Source organism: Pseudovibrio denitrificans JCM 12308, assembly GCF_001310815.1.
GTDB lineage: Bacteria > Pseudomonadota > Alphaproteobacteria > Rhizobiales > Stappiaceae > Pseudovibrio > Pseudovibrio denitrificans.
Window position 1 is genome coordinate 22,030 of record NZ_BAZK01000002.1, and the last position, 17,019, is coordinate 39,048.

Consider the following 17,019-nt stretch of genomic DNA (forward strand, 5'->3'; position numbering starts at 1 on the left):
GATAGAGGTCTGGATATGGTTTGCGGCAGAAAGAACTATTCTGGGATGTCTTGTCTGGTGGCGAGATAGCTGGCCAAACTTTCCAGTGAGCTTTTCCAGCCTTCCTCATTGCTTGCTTTGAAGGCAGAGGTAGGGAACCTTGCTTCATGCACGATGAGACGAGAGCGATTGTTTGCCAGACTCTCGAAGAACATGGTGATTGTGGTTGGGTCGGAGGCGTTGCCGCGCTCATCTATCCATTGGCTGGTGTTGCTGATCAGACGTGGGGTATCGATCTTGAGGTACTTACCACGCATGCGGTAGGTGGTGCCGTCTAGCCCAGTCATGTTGGTTGACCATGCGCCGCCTTCTCTGAAGTCCATCCTGATCTCGGTGATCTGAAAACCTTCCGGGCATCCCCAATGCTTCATGTGGTCTGGATCAGCCCACATCTGGAACAGCAACTCCACAGGGGCGTCGAACTCTCTCACTAGATGTAACTCAAAATCTGTATCGCTCATTCCTGTGTCTCCCCGTTCTGGAGGTCGCTCAGATAGTCATCAAGGCGGCTGAAGGTTTCGTGCCAGACTTTCTTCTGCTGACTGATCCAGTCTTCAGCTTTGGCCAGATTATCCGCTGAGATTTCGCAGGTGCGGACACGGCCCACCTTGCGCGTGCTCACGAGACCACAGTCTTCCAGCACTTTGAGATGCTGCGAGAAGGATTGCAGAGCCATGTCGTGATGCTGTGCCAACTCACTGACAGAGGCCGTGCCATGGCTCAACTGCTCAATGACCGCCCGACGGGTTGGATCGGCCAGCGCATGGAAGAGATTATCAAGGGAAACAGAACACTCAGTCATGTGCCTGAGTATTGGAAAGGAAGATACTCAGGTCAATGCCTGAGTAATAGGGGAGCTGCTTTGAGAAGGGCGGGGCAGCTGCCTCAGTGGTAGGGGGTACTTCACAGATCCATACCCCCAACCGAATACTGCGAGCTTATGATGTTGGGGCTTCTGCCTTGTTCATCATTTTAATTTCAGCAGGGGTCAGCTTACGGGAGCCTTTACCGCGCTTGAGAATGAAGTTAACCGGGTTTGGATAGTGGTCCAGAGTTGCACCGGTTGCCGCATCAACGCCGACGCCGATTACGCCACCAAGCAAGACGTTACCAGCCATGCCAGCTGCGCCCTTGCCGCTTACGCGGGTCTCAACATCGATGACCTGTGTCTGGTAACCAGGTGCAGATGCTGTGAGCGTGAACTCTTTTTTGCGTGGTACGTTGATGACACATGGACCAACGCAAGTGTGAGCTGTTGTTGACGTGATCTTCGCGTGCTCAGGCTCCACGTAGATCTTGATGTCTTCAGTTGTACCGCGAACAACTGTGCCGCAACCTGCGAGAAGAACGCTGGATGCAACAACGCCAGCTACTAGATAAGTTTTCAATTCCGTATACCCCATAATTACGTGGGGGCTTAGTAGGCTCGTGACACATTTCAGTCAAATTTCTTAATGAATTATCTGGTGATATCTTTATCCAATAAGTTGCAGGTAATGACTTGTTAAATTTTAGATACTTCTGAAATACGTAGATTTATTCATCCTTCCGCCGCAAACGCTGTTTCACTTTCCTAAAAGATTCTTAAATTACGTAGCGTATTCAAATAATTAACTTGGTATCTTTTAAACTCTCTGGCAACCAAGAGTTTGTGTTTGCGCAGAGCCCTTTCTGAAAACTGAAAGCAATTTAGGGGTGGCGCATAGATGGAGGCCGGTAGATGTTTATCTCGTTCGCCCGCTTGCAGATCTATTTTTTCATCGCACTGCTGCTGATTGCAGTGGTTTATCCGATCTATTTGTTTGGATCGGTGATGGGTCTTGATGGATTCGATTTGCGCAGGGTGGGGGGAGACTTCTATCAGTTCCTGTTGGCCTCTCGCATGGCCGTCGCCGGGCAGGCGGCGCAGCTTTATGACTTTGGCTGGTTCTATGATGAGGTTCAGCGCAATGTGGTTGGCGGTTCCGGCTTTTACGCTGGGTGCATCCGCCGAGCCTGCTGGTGTTTCTGGTCCCGTTATCCGGCCTGACTTATCTGCAAGCCTATAGCCTCTGGATGGGTATGGGTGGTCTGCTTTCATTTGCAGTTGCGTTCAGTCGCAAGGCGCCTATTCGGGCGTTCACGTTCTTCATCTTTGCTCCGGCTACACTCGTGAACCTGTTTTACGGCCAGTTTGGCATGCTGGCAGGTGGGTTTCTTTATGGCGGGCTGCGATTGATGAACCGGCATCCGGCTTTGGCTGGTGTGTTGCTTGGGTGTGTGTCCATCAAGCCTGAGCTGTTCATGCTGATCCCGATTATTTTGATTGCCCATCGCAGCATCATTGCGCTGTGTGCGTGTGTTGCGACGGTGGCGTTTCTGGTGGATGCGTCTGCTGTGTTCTTCGGCTCCGGTCTGTGGTGGATCTATCTGGAAACCGTTCCATCCTTGCTGGCAACTGTTATGGATCAGGGTGAGGGCAGCTTCCTTTATCTGATCCCGTCTGCGTTTGGTGCGATGCGGTCTCTTGGGTTCTCAGCAACAGCTGGGTATCTGGTGCAGTTGCCGTTCACGGTTATGGCGTTTGTGGTGACGTTCTGGCTGTTCATGCGGGAGCGGGAGCCGGTGGCGCGTAACCTTGCTGTGACCCTGTGTGTGTTGCTGGCAACGCCGTTCCTGTTCCTTTGGGATTATGCGGTGCTTTCTCCGGCGCTCTATTTGTATGCCACCCGGACTGGCCTGTTTGATGATGATGCGGACTCCCCTTATGTGGCGCCGCTGCTTCTGTTTGCGGTTTATCTGCTGCCGATCGTCAACATAGCTCTAGCGGCACATGGCTTCCCGGTTGGGCCGATCTTTACGGCACTGGCGCTGGTTGTTGTGATTGTGCGGATGATGAGCACAGCCGAGACACAAATGAGTGTACCTGAGGATGAGCAGGAGGGGGATAACTCCTTTGCTGAGGAGCGTGAAAGCGATGAGGGGCTCGGGACCACCTGAGCCTGAGCTGCGAAAAACATAGCAACGCAGGTTTCACCCCAAAAAACGCAGATTAACGCAAACCAGCGCAAAAGAACGCAAAACGAGGCTAACCCTTTGAAATATAACAGGGAGAGTGTCTATGTGCCTCCTGAGCTCGTTAAATCCTGTCTAAACTCCCCAGTACCGGGTGGTTTGTTATTCCCGGTGGCGATATGAATAATCCCCCTAATTGATGATTAAACAGGTGGGTAGACCGGTGAGCCTTGCTGATACCTCTCAAAAAGACATTGAAGCGCTGAATGCAGAAGAAGCTGCGCTGGAGCTGGAGCGGCTGGCAAGGCTGATTGCTGAATATGATGAAGCCTACCATACCCAAGATGCGCCGATTGTTGATGACGCTACCTATGATGGACTACGTCGCCGCAACGAGGCTCTGGAAGCCAAGTTTCCTGAGCTGGTGCGTGCAGATAGCCCTAGCAACCGGGTGGGTGGTGCTGTTGCTGAAGGCTTTGGCAAAATCACTCATGCCGTGCCGATGCTCTCGCTGGACAATGCGTTTTCCGATGAGGATGTGCAGGACTTTATTGGCAAGGTGCGCCGTTTCTTAAAGTACGATCCGCTGATGGGCGCGCTGGCTGTTACGGCTGAGCCGAAGATTGATGGGCTCTCCCTTTCTCTGCGCTACGAGAGTGGCAAGCTGGTTTATGCAGCGACCCGCGGTGATGGTGCAACGGGCGAGAATGTGACGGCTAACGCGCTGACCATTCAGGATATTCCGCAGGAGCTGCCTGCTGGCGTGCCGGATGTGGTTGAGGTACGCGGCGAAGTTTACATGAGCCATGCGGATTTTGCGGCCCTGAATGCGCGTATGGAAGCCAATGGCGGCAAGGTGTTTGCCAACCCGCGTAACGCGGCGGCTGGTTCTTTGCGCCAGCTGAACCCGGAAATCACCAAGACCCGTCCGCTCAAGTTCTTCGCCTATGCCTGGGGCGATATGAGTGAGGTTCCGGCTGATACGCAGATGGGCATGGTGGAGATGTTCGGTGCGTGGGGCTTCCAAATCAACCCGCTGATGAAGCGCTGTGAGACTGTCGAGGAACTGCTGAAAGTTTATCATGGCATCGAGGAGGATCGTTCCGGCCTTGGCTATGATATTGATGGTGTGGTTTACAAGGTGGACCGGCTCGATCTGCAAGGCCGTTTGGGCTTTGTTTCCCGTTCTCCGCGCTGGGCGATTGCACACAAATTCCCGGCGGAGCGTGCATTTACTACCCTCAATGCCATCGAAATTCAGGTGGGCCGCACCGGTGCTTTGACCCCAGTTGCAAAACTGGAGCCTGTTACAGTCGGCGGTGTGGTGGTCTCCAATGCAACACTGCATAACGAAGATTACATCAAAGGCATCGGTCAGGATGGGGAATCCATTCGTGATGGCAAGGACTTACGCGTTGGCGATACGGTGATCATCCAGCGTGCGGGTGATGTTATCCCACAGATCGTGGACGTGGACCTGAGCAAACGGGCTGAAGATGTGCAGCCGTTCGAGTTTCCAACTGAGTGTCCGGTGTGTAACTCGCATGCGATTAGAGAAACTAATCCAAACTCCGGGAAGGTCGATGCTGTACGTCGGTGTACTGGTGGATTGATATGTCCTGCGCAGGCCGTCGAAAAGCTGAAGCACTTCGTCTCCCGCAATGCCTTTGACATTGAAGGCTTGGGCGAGAAGCAGGTGGAAGCCTTCTACGAGTATGACATGGATAAAGGTGGTATCCGCACACCAGCGGACATCTTTACCATGGCAGAACGGGACAAGGTTTCCCTCAATAAGCTGCGTTCTCGTGAAGGGTTTGGTGCGGTCTCTGCACGAAAGTTATTCGAAGCGATTGATAGTAAACGCCAAATCGAACTCAATCGCGTGATCTTCGGCCTGGGAATCCGCCATGTGGGCGAAGGCAACGCCAAGCTTTTGGCGCGGGCCTACTCTTCGTGGCAGGGCTTCTATGACGCGATGATCGCGGCAACGGATACGACCTCAGAAGCTTACCGCGAGCTCAATGATATTGACGGGATCGGCGGTACGGTTGCCAATGCTCTGGTGGAATTCTTTGCAGAGGAGCACAACCTGACTGCTCTGGCCGCTTTGATGGAGCAGATCACACCGCTTGATGTGGTTCTAGCTGATACGTCTGGCAGCCCTGTTGCTGGCAAAACGCTTGTGTTTACAGGTAGTTTGGAGCGCATGAGCCGTGATGAGGCCAAGGCGCGGGCGGAGAGCTTGGGAGCTAAGGTTTCTGGTTCTGTTTCTAAGAAAACCGATCTTGTGATTGCTGGTCCAAAGGCTGGATCCAAGCTCACCAAGGCGCAGAGCCTTGGCATTGATGTCATCTCCGAGGATGACTGGTTCGAGCTGGTTGGCGATCAGTAAAAAAGCGAGGGAGCTGTTCGGCTCCTCTCGCTGCATTAGTAGGCTTGCGGCAGAGCCTACTTCTGCGCCAGTGTTGCTCTGAGGCGGACAGATGCTTCGGCACGTCCGCCGATGTAGAGCATCATGTTTTTCCCGTCCGTCTGAACACTCATCGGGATTGTTTTCTCAACCTGCTTTTTCAGCGGGTCATAATTTGCTTCAGCCTGCTCTAAAGCTTTGAGTGCTTTGTCGTATTCCTGGATTTTCTTCTTAACCGCAGGCTGGGCCTTGATTAGCTTTTTGAGTTCCTTGGCCGTATCGCGATAGTTGGGATCGGTTTTCGGATCGATTTCCTTTTGCTGCAACTGGCTTTCCAACACGCGTAACATCTTATGTTTGGCGGAGATTTCGTCTTCCAGAGACTTCAGGCCCTGCACGAAGCGGTAGGTTCTGGATTTCTCTTTTTCCAGCGCTGCAATGTTGGATCGGGCTTTCTTCATCTCTGGCGCATCCTCGACATGGTTGTCGTAGGTCAGCCGGATGGCAGCCTTTCCCTGGAAGATGAGTTTGTCGAAGCTTGCAGTATCTGCCGCATGAATATCCATCCGGCGTCTGATCTCAGCCCAGATGCTTGTGCGGTTTTTATAGAACTCGTCGTAGTTCTTATATTTGCAAATGACCTTCGGCATATCTCAAGCTCCATTCCAGTTGCGATGGAATGAGAGTGAGCAGAAAATCTTATCGAGATCTGTCGGGAGAGGCGTGCAATTGAGCCAAATTTGAAGATGTGATCGGCTCTTACAGGTGGAAATGAACGGAAACGCCAGCAAATCGGTTTGCCTTTGCCAGCGTTTCTTCATGTATCGCAATGAGTTACCTAGCCGATCTGTTTGCGGATCTCTGCCAGCATGGCAGATGAGTATGGATGAAGGCGACCAGAATGGTTGCTGTTGCCACATCCACGTTCACGGGCTTTTTACCTGCTTCCGGTGTTTGAACCGCCAGCAAGTCCTCATGGCCTGTGATTTCAGTCGAGATGTAGAGGCGGTCAAAGTCATCGCCAGACGCGGCCTCCAGCTTCTTGTAGATGTCTTCCAGAGCGGTTGGGCGCGGCGGTGGAGTGGCACCTGTGGACTCGATGACCATGGAGACAGCGGCCTGTTCCTCGCGCTCCAACTCTGCAAACTGGCGCACCAGCGGGTTGCTGGCCTTCATGGTCGCCATCTCGCTGATGGCTAATGAGAAGGGGCTGATAGTGAGGGTTTTGTTGGTGTAGTCGGTAGAACCGTGATTGTCGGCCAAAGCGGAGGAGACCAGAGCAGGGGCGGCTATGAGTGAGCCGGACATGCCAAGGAGAGCGTTTCTGCGCGTCAGGTGTAACTTACCAGTCTTCATTGTTTTTCTTTCAGGTTGTTACAGTGGTTTTTATGGTTTGAAAGTGAAGTTCGTCCCATTGATTAGTTCTGGAAATTTCAGATCCAGATATACGCAGTCTTCCTCTTTAAATCGCTAAGCCAGCACTTGATTTTTCAAGTATCCGGGATCTGGCTTGATAAAACACCACAGAGCAAAGCAAGTTTCACCCAAGAGTTACTGGGCGAAGATGTGCTGATGCGCAAAACGATGTGTATCTCTTTGCTGATGCCTCGCTTCTTCAATGTTGTTGCTATATTGTTCTTCGTGAACTATTGGAGATTCTCCCTCTGATTTGAGAGGGGTATGCGTTCAAAGGATCCAACGAGCTCAATGGCAAATTCTTCTGGCCCACTACATCGCGGAATGCCTTCCAACCCTGCTGATCCTCTGGCTGCACCACAGCCCAAGGCAGGTGGTATAGCAGCGAGGGCCATGGCAGCACGGCAAACGACCATGCCTGCCTATATGGAAGGATTGAATGCGGAACAGCGCCTTGCTGTTGAGACGATCAACGGTCCGGTGCTGGTGCTTGCTGGCGCAGGTACGGGTAAGACGCGCGTTCTGACAACGCGCATTGCCCATATTCTGGCGACAGGGCATGCCACTCCGGGGCAGATCCTTGCAGTGACCTTCACCAACAAAGCGGCTCGAGAGATGAAGGAGCGCATTGGCGCTTACATTGGCGAAAACGTGGAAGGCATGGCTTGGCTTGGCACGTTCCACGCGATCTGTGTGAAGATCCTGCGCCGTCATGCCGAGCTGGTTGGTTTGAAGTCCTCCTTCTCCATTCTGGATACGGATGATCAGGTTCGCCTGATCAAGCAGATCATTCAGGCGGAAGGTCTGGATGAAAAGCGTTGGACGGCAAAGACTTTTGCCGGATTGCTGGACAGCTGGAAGAACCGCGGGCTGACACCGGAACAGATTTCTGCTGGTGAAGCGCAGGCCTTTGCGAATGGTTTGGGGCGCAAGCTCTACCAGACTTATCAGGAACGGCTCTCCATTCTGAATGCCTGTGATTTTGGTGATTTGCTGCTGCACTGCATCACCATTTTCAAAGAGCATGATGATGTTCTGAAGAGCTTCCAGAGCCGTTTCCGCTATATGCTGGTGGACGAGTATCAGGACACCAACATCGCGCAGTACATGTGGCTGCGTCTGCTGGCACAGGGCAACTCCAACGTTGCCTGTGTGGGTGACGATGACCAGTCGATCTATGGCTGGCGTGGTGCTGAAGTTGATAACATCCTGAGATTTGAGCAGGATTTCCCGGGCGCGACCGTGGTTCGTCTGGAGCGGAACTACCGCTCGACCAGCCACATTCTGTCTGCTGCCTCTCATCTGATTGCCCACAATCAGGGGCGTCTGGGTAAGACCCTCTTCACGGATCAGATGGGATCTGAGGATGAAGATAAGGTGCAGGTCGCCTCTGCCTGGGACTCTCAGGAGGAAGCGCGCTCCATCGGTGATGAGATTGAAGCGCTGCAGAACCATGGCCATTCGCTGAATGAGATGGCCATTCTGGTGCGAGCATCATTCCAGATGCGAGAGTTTGAAGACCGTTTTGTAACGCTTGGTCTGAACTACCGCGTGATTGGTGGTCCGCGCTTTTACGAGCGCATGGAAATCCGTGATGCGCTGGCCTACTTCCGCTGTGTGATGCAGCCTTCTGATGATCTGGCGTTCGAGCGTATTGTGAACACGCCGAAACGGGGGCTTGGTGAGGCCACTCTGAAGATTGTGCATGCCTATGCGCGGGAGCGGGCTATTCCGTTGATGATTGCAGCGGGAGAGCTGGTGCAGACCAATGAGTTGCGCCCGAAAGCGCGTGCTGCTTTGGCTGATGTTCTTGGCATGTTTGAGAACTGGCGCAATCAGGTTGAGACCATGAGCCATACGGAGCTTGCGGAAATTATCCTTGATGAGAGCGGTTATACCCAGATGTGGCGTCAAGACCGTTCCGCAGAAGCACCGGGACGTCTGGACAACCTGAAAGAACTTATCCGCTCCATGGAAGAGTTCGAGAGCATGGCTGGCTTCCTTGAGCATATCTCGCTGGTGATGGATAAGGACAGCGATGTGGAAGAGGATGCGGTCTCCATCATGACCCTGCACTCCGCGAAAGGCCTTGAGTTTGATACGGTTTTCCTACCGGGCTGGGAAGAGGGCGTATTCCCGAACCAGCGGGCATTGGATGAGACTGGACAGGCTGGTCTGGAAGAAGAGCGGCGCCTTGCGTATGTGGGTCTTACCCGTGGCCGTAAGCGTGTGAAGGTGTGGTTCACCTCCAACCGCCGTATCCATGGGTCCTGGCAATCCTGTATTCCTTCCCGTTTTCTGGATGAATTACCCGCGGACAGTGTTGAGGTTGTTGAGGCCTCCAGCTCCTATGGTGGCTATGGTCTGAACAGCGCTGGCGGTGGTTATGGTGCCAGCCGGTTTGACAACAGCGACCCGTTCCAGAGCAAGTACTCCACTCCAGGCTGGCAACGCGCCCGCAAGGCGCAGGCCTCTGGTCAGCAGTATGGCCGGATGCATGGTGGCAACCAAACTCGACGTGCCAAAAAGGCCGGTCCGATGACCATTGAAGGTGAGCTAGTGGCCAAAAGCGTTACTGAGGTTGGCAGTGATTTTGCTATTGGTGAGCGCATCTTCCATATGAAATTTGGGTACGGCTCCATCAGTGACATTGAGGGGAATAAGCTCACTGTCGACTTTGAAAAAGCCGGCCAAAAGAAAGTGCTCGATAGCTTTGTCGAGCGGGCATAACCTGCAACTCAAGCGTTACTTACCTTTAGGGTAATTTGTGCTATCTCTCTTCTAAGTTGTGTTGGGAGGTGGCAATGGACAGTGTGGTTATCGCGCTTGCGATGATTGGTGTGGCAGGTGTTGGCGCCCAGTGGCTTGCCTGGCGATGGTCGCTTCCTGCTATTGTCCTGCTGCTTGTTGCGGGCTTTCTGATTGGTCCTGCAACCGGCGTTCTCAACCCAAATGCGTTATTTGGTGATTTATTGCGTCCAACTGTTGCGCTCGGCGTTGCAGTTATTCTGTTTGAGGGCGGGCTTTCCCTTAATTTTCAACGTATTGGCGGTGTAGAGAAGGCCGTTTGGCGACTTGTGTTGCTGGGTGCGTTTATTGCGTTCTTATTGGGCGCGCTCAATGCTCATTATATAGCTGAACTAAGTTGGCCCTCGGCTCTTGTGTTTGCCGCCATCCTGATCGTAACTGGCCCGACCGTCATCATCCCACTTCTGCGTCAAGCCCGGCTGGAACGCCGGGTGAGTTCGCTGCTGCGCTGGGAAGCTATCCTCGCTGATCCTCTTGGCGCGCTGCTCGCGGTGTTCATGTTTGAAGGCTATCTGGTTTACCACGGCGATCACGGCTTCTGGGTTCTTGCGGTGCGAGCGGTGGCTGGGTTGCTGATTGGTGGTGTTGGTGGCTGGGCGCTGGGGCGTGGGTTGATCTGGCTGTTTGTTGGTGGCCGGGTTCCCGAATTCCTGAAAGTTCCTCTGATCTTTGTCAGTGTGATGGGCGCTTATGCGCTTTCTGATCTGGTGCTTGAGGAATCCGGCTTGCTGACCGTGACTGTTCTGGGGTTGGTGCTCGGCAACTCGCGCCTTGCCAGCCTTGAGGAGTTGAAGCGGTTCAAGGAAGCGGTGACGATTATTCTGGTGTCTTCTGTCTTCATCGTTTTGACGGCTTCTGTTCAGCTGGGCAGTCTGGCTGAGTTTGGGCTGGAGGATCTGGCATTTGTTCTGGTTCTGCTGTTTGTGATCCGGCCTATTTCCGTTTGGGTTGGCACGATTGGTGCACACTTAAGCTGGAAGGAGCGTTTGCTGGTGGGCTGGATCGCGCCGCGCGGTATTGTGGCAGTAGCGGTGTCTGGCCTGTTTGCACGCTCGCTGGTGGAACATGGCGCTCCGGATGGTGAGCGGTTGGCGGTGCTGTCGTTTGCGGTGGTGGTTGCCACTGTGTTTGCCCACGGGTTTACGCTTGGGCCGTTTGCTCGTTGGCTGGGGCTTTCCAGTCATTCGGGGCCGGGGCTGCTGATTGTTGGGGCAAGCCGGTTCAGCGTTGCGCTGGCGACCAAGCTGAAGACGCTGGATATCAATTCGCTTACCGTTGATCGCAACTGGGGTAAGCTGCGGCTTTCCCGGAATGCGGGGTTGGCGAACCATTATGCGAGGTTCTTTCTGAAGAGGTTGAGAACGAACTGCCGCTTGAGAATTATAGTGTTTTGCTCGCTGTGACTGACAATGATGATTACAACGCGTTGGTGACCACGAACTTCGGGCCGCTCATGGGGCGAGGGGAGGTCTATCAGTTTGCGCCGTCAGAAGAGCAGAGTGAGAAAGAGAAGTTTCGCCGTGTCGTAACGCTTGGTGGACGCCCGTTCCTAACGCCGGAGCACAGCTACAACGACCTTGAAACGAAAATCCGCGAGGGCTGGTTTATCAAGGCCAGTGAGTTGACCGATACCTATGGCTGGGATGCGTTTCAGGAAGCTCTACCCGAAAAAGCAATTGTGCTGATGCTGATTGAGCCGACGAAGAAGCTGCGCCCCATGAACAGCTCCGTGCCTGCGACGGTGGCTTCGGGTTCAACAATACTTAGCCTTGTTCCCAGTGAATATGCGGCAGAACGCGAGAAAGCCTCGTGAGCTCTGGCTTTTCGGCGCGGTGCATTCTATACGCCTATGCAAAGATATTGTTTGAGTTTTGATAGCTCATCGTAACTAAGGGTTTTTGCATGGACACGATCCGGGTTCGCATTCCGGCGCCTGAAGCTGAAGCAAAGGCACTCTCCGATATTATGGAGGCCCGCTTTGAAGATGATGGTTTTCCGGTTGCTGTTTTTGAAAGCTCCACTGATGGAACCATCTGGACAGCTGAGGTGCTGGTGCTGGAGTCCACGATTGATGACGCGATCAATCTGGTAGAAATGCGCCTGTTTGATCAGTTCGAAGGTGGCGTTATCCCAACTTCGGCTGAAGTTGAAGCGCTGCCGGATATCAACTGGGTTGCCAAGTCTCTTGAAGGTTTGAAGCCGGTTCGTGCGGATCGCGTTATTGTGCATGGTGCGCATGATCGTGATGCGGTCAACAAGTCTGATATTGGTATCGAAATTGAAGCGGCGCAGGCATTTGGCACGGGTCACCATGGTACGACCGAAGGTTGCCTGCTGGAACTGCAGCGTCTGCTGAAGCGCCACAAGTACCATCGCATGCTTGATCTGGGTACCGGCACCGGTGTTCTGGGTATTGCTCTTGCAAAGCTGACCGGTTCTGAGGTTCTGGCAACGGATATTGATCCGATCGCGATTGAAGCTGCGATTGACAATGCGCGCAAGAACAATGTTGGTCCCCTGTTCAAAGCCTTTACAGGCGCTGGTGTGGAAGATCGTCGCTTCAACGAGTTTGGACCGTTTGATCTGGTTGTTGCCAACATCCTTGCAAAGCCATTGGTGCAGATGTCTGCCAAGCTGTGCAATCACCTTGCGCACAAGTCCACGCTGGTCCTTTCCGGATTGCGCATAGAGCACGGCCCGCGGATTATTTCCGCTTACGGCCAGCAGGGCCTGAAGCTGGTGCATCGCCGTGAGATTGATGGTTGGCTGACCCTGACTTTTGCTAAGGGCAACTGGGCGCCATAAGCTCATTTGCACTGTGAATAATTCAAAACCCTCTTTGCTTCTGCTTAGAGGGTTTTTTGATGTCTGATTGTTGGGTTGCAGAAAACAAAAAACCTTTGCTTCCTGATCCGGCAAATTGGGAGGAGGTTGCCGGGGAAGCAAAGGTTTTTTTGTGTGCCAAGCAACTGGGAGGAATTTGCTTAGCTTGCTAGATATTGGGAGGAGGTATCTAGCTATATGAGTGGCATTTCTAGCGCTTTATCAGCTGCTGATGGCTGCCGGCCATTGGTGTCGTGCGCATCACATTGGGAGGAGGTGTGATCCGCCGGTTTGCTTTGGGAGGGAAGCGCCCCGTCGACGAGAGGACTTATCCATTATTTTAGTTTGTAAAAAAAGAGATAGTTTCGCATGACACTTATGCATTTTTTGCATGTCTTGGGATTGTCATGATCTGAATTTGCATGGAGTACATAGCAGATCTGCGTATACGGCATGGATTGTGTACTTCTGTATCCTTTTGGCTTCTTATGAGAGCATAAAATCCTCTGAGGAGGCTTGTTTGTGTGGTTGAGTTGCGTCGCGATCAGCATTAGCCTTCCGGCATGTTTCAGAGCTTTGACACAGTAAATGATAAATCTCGCGGGCCGGTTCGGTTGGCCGCTCTGCGGGAAGAGCTGGCCTCTCGCGGGCTTGATGGCTTTTTGGTGCCGCGTGCAGATGCACACCAGGGCGAGTATGTGCCTGACAGTGATTGCCGTCTTGAATGGCTGACCGGCTTTACCGGGTCTGCCGGCATTGCTGGCGTGCTCAGTGACAAGGCTGCGATCTTTATTGATGGTCGCTACACCATTCAGGTGCGGGATCAGGTGGATGAGGAGGCGTTTGCTTATCGTCATCTGATTGATGAACCGCTGACTGACTGGCTGCGTGAGAATGCACAGGAAGGTCAGAAGATCGGTTATGACCCGATGCTGCATCCTGTTCGTCAGGTACGCTCCCTGAAAGCGGCTTGTAAAAAGGCTGGTGCTGAACTGGTTGCTGTTGATGGCAATCCAGTGGATGCGGTCTGGAATGACCGTCCAGCAGCACCGCTTGGTGCGGTCAACATGCATCCCATGCAATTTGCAGGTGAAAGCGCTGCAGACAAGATCAAGCGTATTGGCGAGCTGATTGCTGAGAAGGAAGCTGACACTGCGCTTCTGACCCAGCCGGACTCCATTGCATGGTTGCTGAACATTCGCGGTAGCGATGTGATGCATACGCCGTTGCCGCTGTCTTTCGCTCTGGTGCCGACCAAGGGCAAGCCATCCCTGTTCATTGATGGGCGCAAGCTTTCCAATGAAGTGCGTGATGAGCTAAGCTCTCTGGCTGATATCGATGAGCCGGGCGGACTTGCTCCAGCACTGAAGGCGCTTGGAACGGATGGCAAGCGGGTTCTGATTGATACCGGACTTGCTGGTCAGGCGCTTTATGATGCGGTTGCTGACAATGGCGGTCATGTCGTAGAGGGGCAGGAACCAACCCTGCTGCCGAAAGCGATCAAAAATCAGGCTGAGATTGAAGGCACCAAAGCGGCTCATCTGCGTGATGGTGTTGCGTATGCACGCTTCCTTGCATGGTTTGAGAAGACCGCGCCGCTTGGTGGCCTGACTGAGGTTGTTGTTGCTGAGAAGCTTGAGGAGTTCCGCCGCGAGACGGGCGCTCTGAAAGACATCTCCTTTGACACTATCTCTGCTGCTGGTCCTCACGGAGCGATTTGTCACTACCGTGTGAGCTATGACAGCAACTTGCCGATTGAGCTGAACAGTGTCTACCTGATTGACTCCGGTGCGCAGTACGAAGACGGCACGACCGATATCACCCGTACGTTGGCTGTTGGAGCTGTGACCGCTGAGCAGTGCAAGCATTTCACGCTTGTTCTGAAAGGGCACATAGCGATTGCGACAGCCCGCTTCCCGGTTGGAACAACAGGTTCTCAGCTGGATACGCTGGCGCGTATTGATCTCTGGAAGCAGGGTCTCGATTTTGACCACGGCACTGGCCATGGCGTTGGTTCTTATCTGGGTGTGCATGAAGGTCCGCAGCGGATTGCAAAGGCCCCGAACAGCATTGTGCTGAAGCCGGGCATGATCCTTTCCAATGAGCCGGGTTATTACCGTGCAGATGAGTATGGCATCCGCATTGAGAATCTTGAGCTGGTGACACCTGCTGCAGCCATTGAAGGTGGTGACCAGAAGATGCTTGGCTTTGAGCCGTTGACACTGGCGCCGATTGATCTGCGCATGGTGGACACCAAGCTTCTCTCTGAGTTTGAGCTGAATTGGCTGAACGCTTACCACGCACGTGTGCGTGAGCTGGTTGGCCCACTGCTTGATGATGAGACCAAGGCATGGCTGGAAGAGGCGACCCGTCCGGTCTCCTGATCATGATCAGCTTTGTCATGAGATAAAGAAAACCCCGCTTCACGGAGCGGGGTTTTTTGTTTAGATGACAGCAAGTGCCATTCTTAAGACCACGACACTGACAACACCGATTGTCATGGCTGCCAGCATGGGGAAGCGTAGAGCTGCGACAGCGGTGATGGCGGTCGCTGCGGTTTCAGCAATGCCGGTTGCGAAGGCAGTTGGGGCTACGACAGACATGAGGATTGCAGGAGGAACAGCCTGTAGCGCTGCTTCTGTTCTGCCGGAGAAGGTGACGAACTTTGTCAGCACCAGTCCTGCAATGCGGGTCAGGTAGGTTCCTGCTGCCATAACCAGAATGGTGAAGAGGACGAGCGGATCAACTGCGAAGATTTCTGAGGTCATGATTGTAACGCCTCCGCAGAGTTCTTAAGCCCGTTTGGATTGTCGTCATATTGAATGGCAGCTGCAATGACGCCTACAATTGCGCCCGCGATTATGTACCAGGCGCCCGGCACGAACTTATGTGTGAGCACGGCGGCCAATCCACTGGCGGCGAGTACCACACCGGTTTTCCGGCCTTGCCAGAAACCCATAACCAGACAGATGAAGAGGGCGGTGAATGCGAAATCCAGACCGTAGCGGGATGGATCGCCCATGACTGCGCCGATCAGACTTCCTGCGACTGTGGCCACCTGCCATGTGATGAACAGGGTCAAGCCCACTCCTAAGTAGAAGCTGAAGGTTGTGTGCTGCTTCATGGCGCGCTGCTCAGACAGGGCCCAGACCTCGTCGGCCAGTATGAAGAAGCCGAGATATCGTTGCAGGGTTGTCCAGTGACCCAGTTTTGGGGCCAGAGAGGCACTCATGAGTACGTGGCGTAGGTTGATCAGGAACGTTGAGAAGGCAATGGTGAGCCACGGCAGCGGGTCTGCCCACAGATCCAGCGCGAGGAACTGGGAGCCGCCTGCGAACACGAAGGAACCCATCAGCAGCACTTCCAAAGGAGACATTCCTTTTTGTGCTGCGAGAGCACCAAACAACAGGCCGATGGGCGTTGCGGCGAACACCAGTGGGAAGAACGTGGTGACACCGAGCAAAAATTCATTGGGGCCAGCGTTGACCGCTGATTTGTTTTGGTTGCTTTTCACAAAACCCTCCTAAAAGCATGGAGTGTTTTTAAGGCAGAGCGGTCGGAGCCGTCTTGAACGAAATTGCGCTTCTACTACCAATTGGTGGTATGTCGCGGATATTAAATGGAAATCACGGACCGCTGGAAGGCTGCCGGAGTGGTGCCGACGCGGGATTTGAACTGGCGTGTCAGGTGGGCCTGATCCGCAAAGCCGCAAAGTGAGGCTGTCTCGCTTGGAGAAGTGCCACGAACGAGCAGGCGTCTTGCATTGCGTACGCGGACGTCTGTCAGATAAGCATGTGGGGTCTGGCCCGTGGCTTTCTTGAAGGAGCGGATGAGGTGATATTTGGAGCGGCCTGAGATGTTCACCAGATCATCCAGATGCACGTTGCCCATGAAGCTTTCTTCCAGATACTCACGTGCTCTTCTTACCGCGACCGGATCTTTGGAGTTCATGTCGCTTTCGCGGAAGCTGCCGTATTTGGCGAGCATCTTGGCGAAGATCATATAGAGCGGCTCTTCGGCTTCCAGACCTATAGAGCGGTTCTGTATGGACTTGTGAGCTGTGATGAACTCCTGACAGAGCTCAGGGTCATGGACACAAGCCTCCGGGAAGTATGGTGTTCCGCTTTGGGGCTTGTCTGTCAGGTCTTCGGCGATCTTCTGCAGCAAGGAAATGCTCGGGTAGGTCATCCGGTAGGTGTAGCCATAACCTTCTGGTATGCCGTCGTGTAGCTCGAACGGGTTCACGAACACCAGATCTCCGGGGCCTGCAAATATCTGCTCGCCGCGCTGCCAATAGCACTGACAGCCCTGAAGAATTCCGCCAACAACGAAGGTGTCATGGGTGTGGGGTTCGTAGACGTGGGTTCTGAAACTTGCCGCAAGACATTCCAGTCCGTCAAAGTTGGGAGCGCTCCAGAACTGAGCGTTTTCTCCCGTATTGAGCGGAGTTGCTTCCAATGCAGCTTTTTGAGTGACCGGTTTCATAGACCCAAATTACCCAGCGAAGACAATGATGTCTTGAACGAGAT

Annotated in this window: 16 protein-coding genes; 8 read left to right on the forward strand and 8 right to left on the reverse strand. The window is 53.5% G+C overall.

Going from position 1 to position 17,019, the window contains the following annotated elements:
* Positions 1-35: 35 nt before the first annotated feature.
* The 3 genes from JCM12308_RS01790 to JCM12308_RS01800 all read right to left on the reverse strand — a co-directional run bounded on the left by JCM12308_RS01790 (position 36) and on the right by JCM12308_RS01800 (position 1,427).
* Positions 36-500, reverse strand: a complete 465-nt coding sequence (locus tag JCM12308_RS01790; RefSeq protein WP_054782691.1) for an SRPBCC family protein — start codon at positions 498-500, stop codon at positions 36-38.
* A complete protein-coding gene (locus tag JCM12308_RS01795) occupies positions 497-841 on the reverse strand; it encodes an ArsR/SmtB family transcription factor (RefSeq protein WP_054782692.1) in 345 nt (114 codons plus the stop codon). The genes JCM12308_RS01790 and JCM12308_RS01795 overlap by 4 nt, the downstream gene beginning before the upstream one ends.
* 136 nt (positions 842-977) lie before the next feature.
* Positions 978-1,427, reverse strand: a complete 450-nt coding sequence (locus JCM12308_RS01800; protein ID WP_208608807.1) for a translation initiation factor 2 — start codon at positions 1,425-1,427, stop codon at positions 978-980.
* Positions 1,428-1,759: 332 nt separating this feature from the next.
* Here JCM12308_RS01800 and JCM12308_RS28795 point away from each other — a divergent pair, with 332 nt between their 5' ends.
* The 3 genes from JCM12308_RS28795 to ligA all read left to right on the forward strand — a co-directional run bounded on the left by JCM12308_RS28795 (position 1,760) and on the right by ligA (position 5,425).
* On the forward strand, positions 1,760-2,068 hold the full coding sequence (locus JCM12308_RS28795) for a hypothetical protein (RefSeq protein ID WP_208978179.1): 309 nt from the start codon (positions 1,760-1,762) through the stop codon (positions 2,066-2,068).
* Positions 2,041-3,018 (forward strand): glycosyltransferase family 87 protein, encoded by a 978-nt coding sequence (locus JCM12308_RS01805; protein ID WP_208978180.1) that lies wholly within the window; start codon positions 2,041-2,043, stop codon positions 3,016-3,018. Before JCM12308_RS28795 ends, JCM12308_RS01805 begins: the two co-directional genes overlap by 28 nt.
* Before the next feature lie 214 nt (positions 3,019-3,232).
* Positions 3,233-5,425, forward strand: coding sequence for an NAD-dependent DNA ligase LigA (gene ligA / locus JCM12308_RS01810; RefSeq protein WP_208608808.1), 2,193 nt, complete (start codon positions 3,233-3,235; stop codon positions 5,423-5,425).
* 56 nt (positions 5,426-5,481) lie between these two features.
* Here ligA and JCM12308_RS01815 read toward each other — a convergent pair whose 3' ends face one another.
* A complete protein-coding gene (locus tag JCM12308_RS01815) occupies positions 5,482-6,093 on the reverse strand; it encodes a hypothetical protein (protein ID WP_054782694.1) in 612 nt (203 codons plus the stop codon).
* A gap of 184 nt (positions 6,094-6,277) precedes the next feature.
* Complete coding sequence (locus JCM12308_RS01820) at positions 6,278-6,799, reverse strand: DUF4142 domain-containing protein (protein WP_208978181.1); 522 nt, start codon at positions 6,797-6,799, stop codon at positions 6,278-6,280.
* Positions 6,800-7,183: 384 nt separating this feature from the next.
* Here JCM12308_RS01820 and JCM12308_RS01830 point away from each other — a divergent pair, with 384 nt between their 5' ends.
* From JCM12308_RS01830 to JCM12308_RS01845, 5 genes are all read left to right on the forward strand, one after another.
* Positions 7,184-9,589: an ATP-dependent helicase gene (locus tag JCM12308_RS01830; RefSeq protein WP_054782877.1), complete on the forward strand. Its 2,406-nt coding sequence runs from the start codon at positions 7,184-7,186 to the stop codon at positions 9,587-9,589.
* A gap of 74 nt (positions 9,590-9,663) precedes the next feature.
* On the forward strand, positions 9,664-11,070 hold the full coding sequence (locus tag JCM12308_RS01835) for a cation:proton antiporter (RefSeq protein WP_208978182.1): 1,407 nt from the start codon (positions 9,664-9,666) through the stop codon (positions 11,068-11,070).
* The gene (locus JCM12308_RS28800; RefSeq protein WP_208978183.1) at positions 11,067-11,480 is read left to right on the forward strand and encodes a hypothetical protein; all 414 of its coding nucleotides are present in this window, start codon (positions 11,067-11,069) and stop codon (positions 11,478-11,480) included. The genes JCM12308_RS01835 and JCM12308_RS28800 overlap by 4 nt, the downstream gene beginning before the upstream one ends.
* 89 nt (positions 11,481-11,569) lie before the next feature.
* On the forward strand, positions 11,570-12,472 hold the full coding sequence (locus JCM12308_RS01840; protein WP_054782695.1) for a 50S ribosomal protein L11 methyltransferase: 903 nt from the start codon (positions 11,570-11,572) through the stop codon (positions 12,470-12,472).
* A gap of 581 nt (positions 12,473-13,053) precedes the next feature.
* On the forward strand, positions 13,054-14,874 hold the full coding sequence (locus tag JCM12308_RS01845) for an aminopeptidase P family protein (protein WP_054782696.1): 1,821 nt from the start codon (positions 13,054-13,056) through the stop codon (positions 14,872-14,874).
* 60 nt (positions 14,875-14,934) lie between these two features.
* Here JCM12308_RS01845 and JCM12308_RS01850 read toward each other — a convergent pair whose 3' ends face one another.
* The 3 genes from JCM12308_RS01850 to JCM12308_RS01860 all read right to left on the reverse strand — a co-directional run bounded on the left by JCM12308_RS01850 (position 14,935) and on the right by JCM12308_RS01860 (position 16,975).
* Positions 14,935-15,258 (reverse strand): AzlD family protein, encoded by a 324-nt coding sequence (locus JCM12308_RS01850; protein WP_054782697.1) that lies wholly within the window; start codon positions 15,256-15,258, stop codon positions 14,935-14,937.
* The gene (locus JCM12308_RS01855; RefSeq protein ID WP_054782698.1) at positions 15,255-16,004 is read right to left on the reverse strand and encodes an AzlC family ABC transporter permease; all 750 of its coding nucleotides are present in this window, start codon (positions 16,002-16,004) and stop codon (positions 15,255-15,257) included. Before JCM12308_RS01855 ends, JCM12308_RS01850 begins: the two co-directional genes overlap by 4 nt.
* Positions 16,005-16,105: 101 nt before the next feature.
* A complete protein-coding gene (locus JCM12308_RS01860; protein WP_054782699.1) occupies positions 16,106-16,975 on the reverse strand; it encodes an AraC family transcriptional regulator in 870 nt (289 codons plus the stop codon).
* Positions 16,976-17,019: the final 44 nt, after the last annotated feature.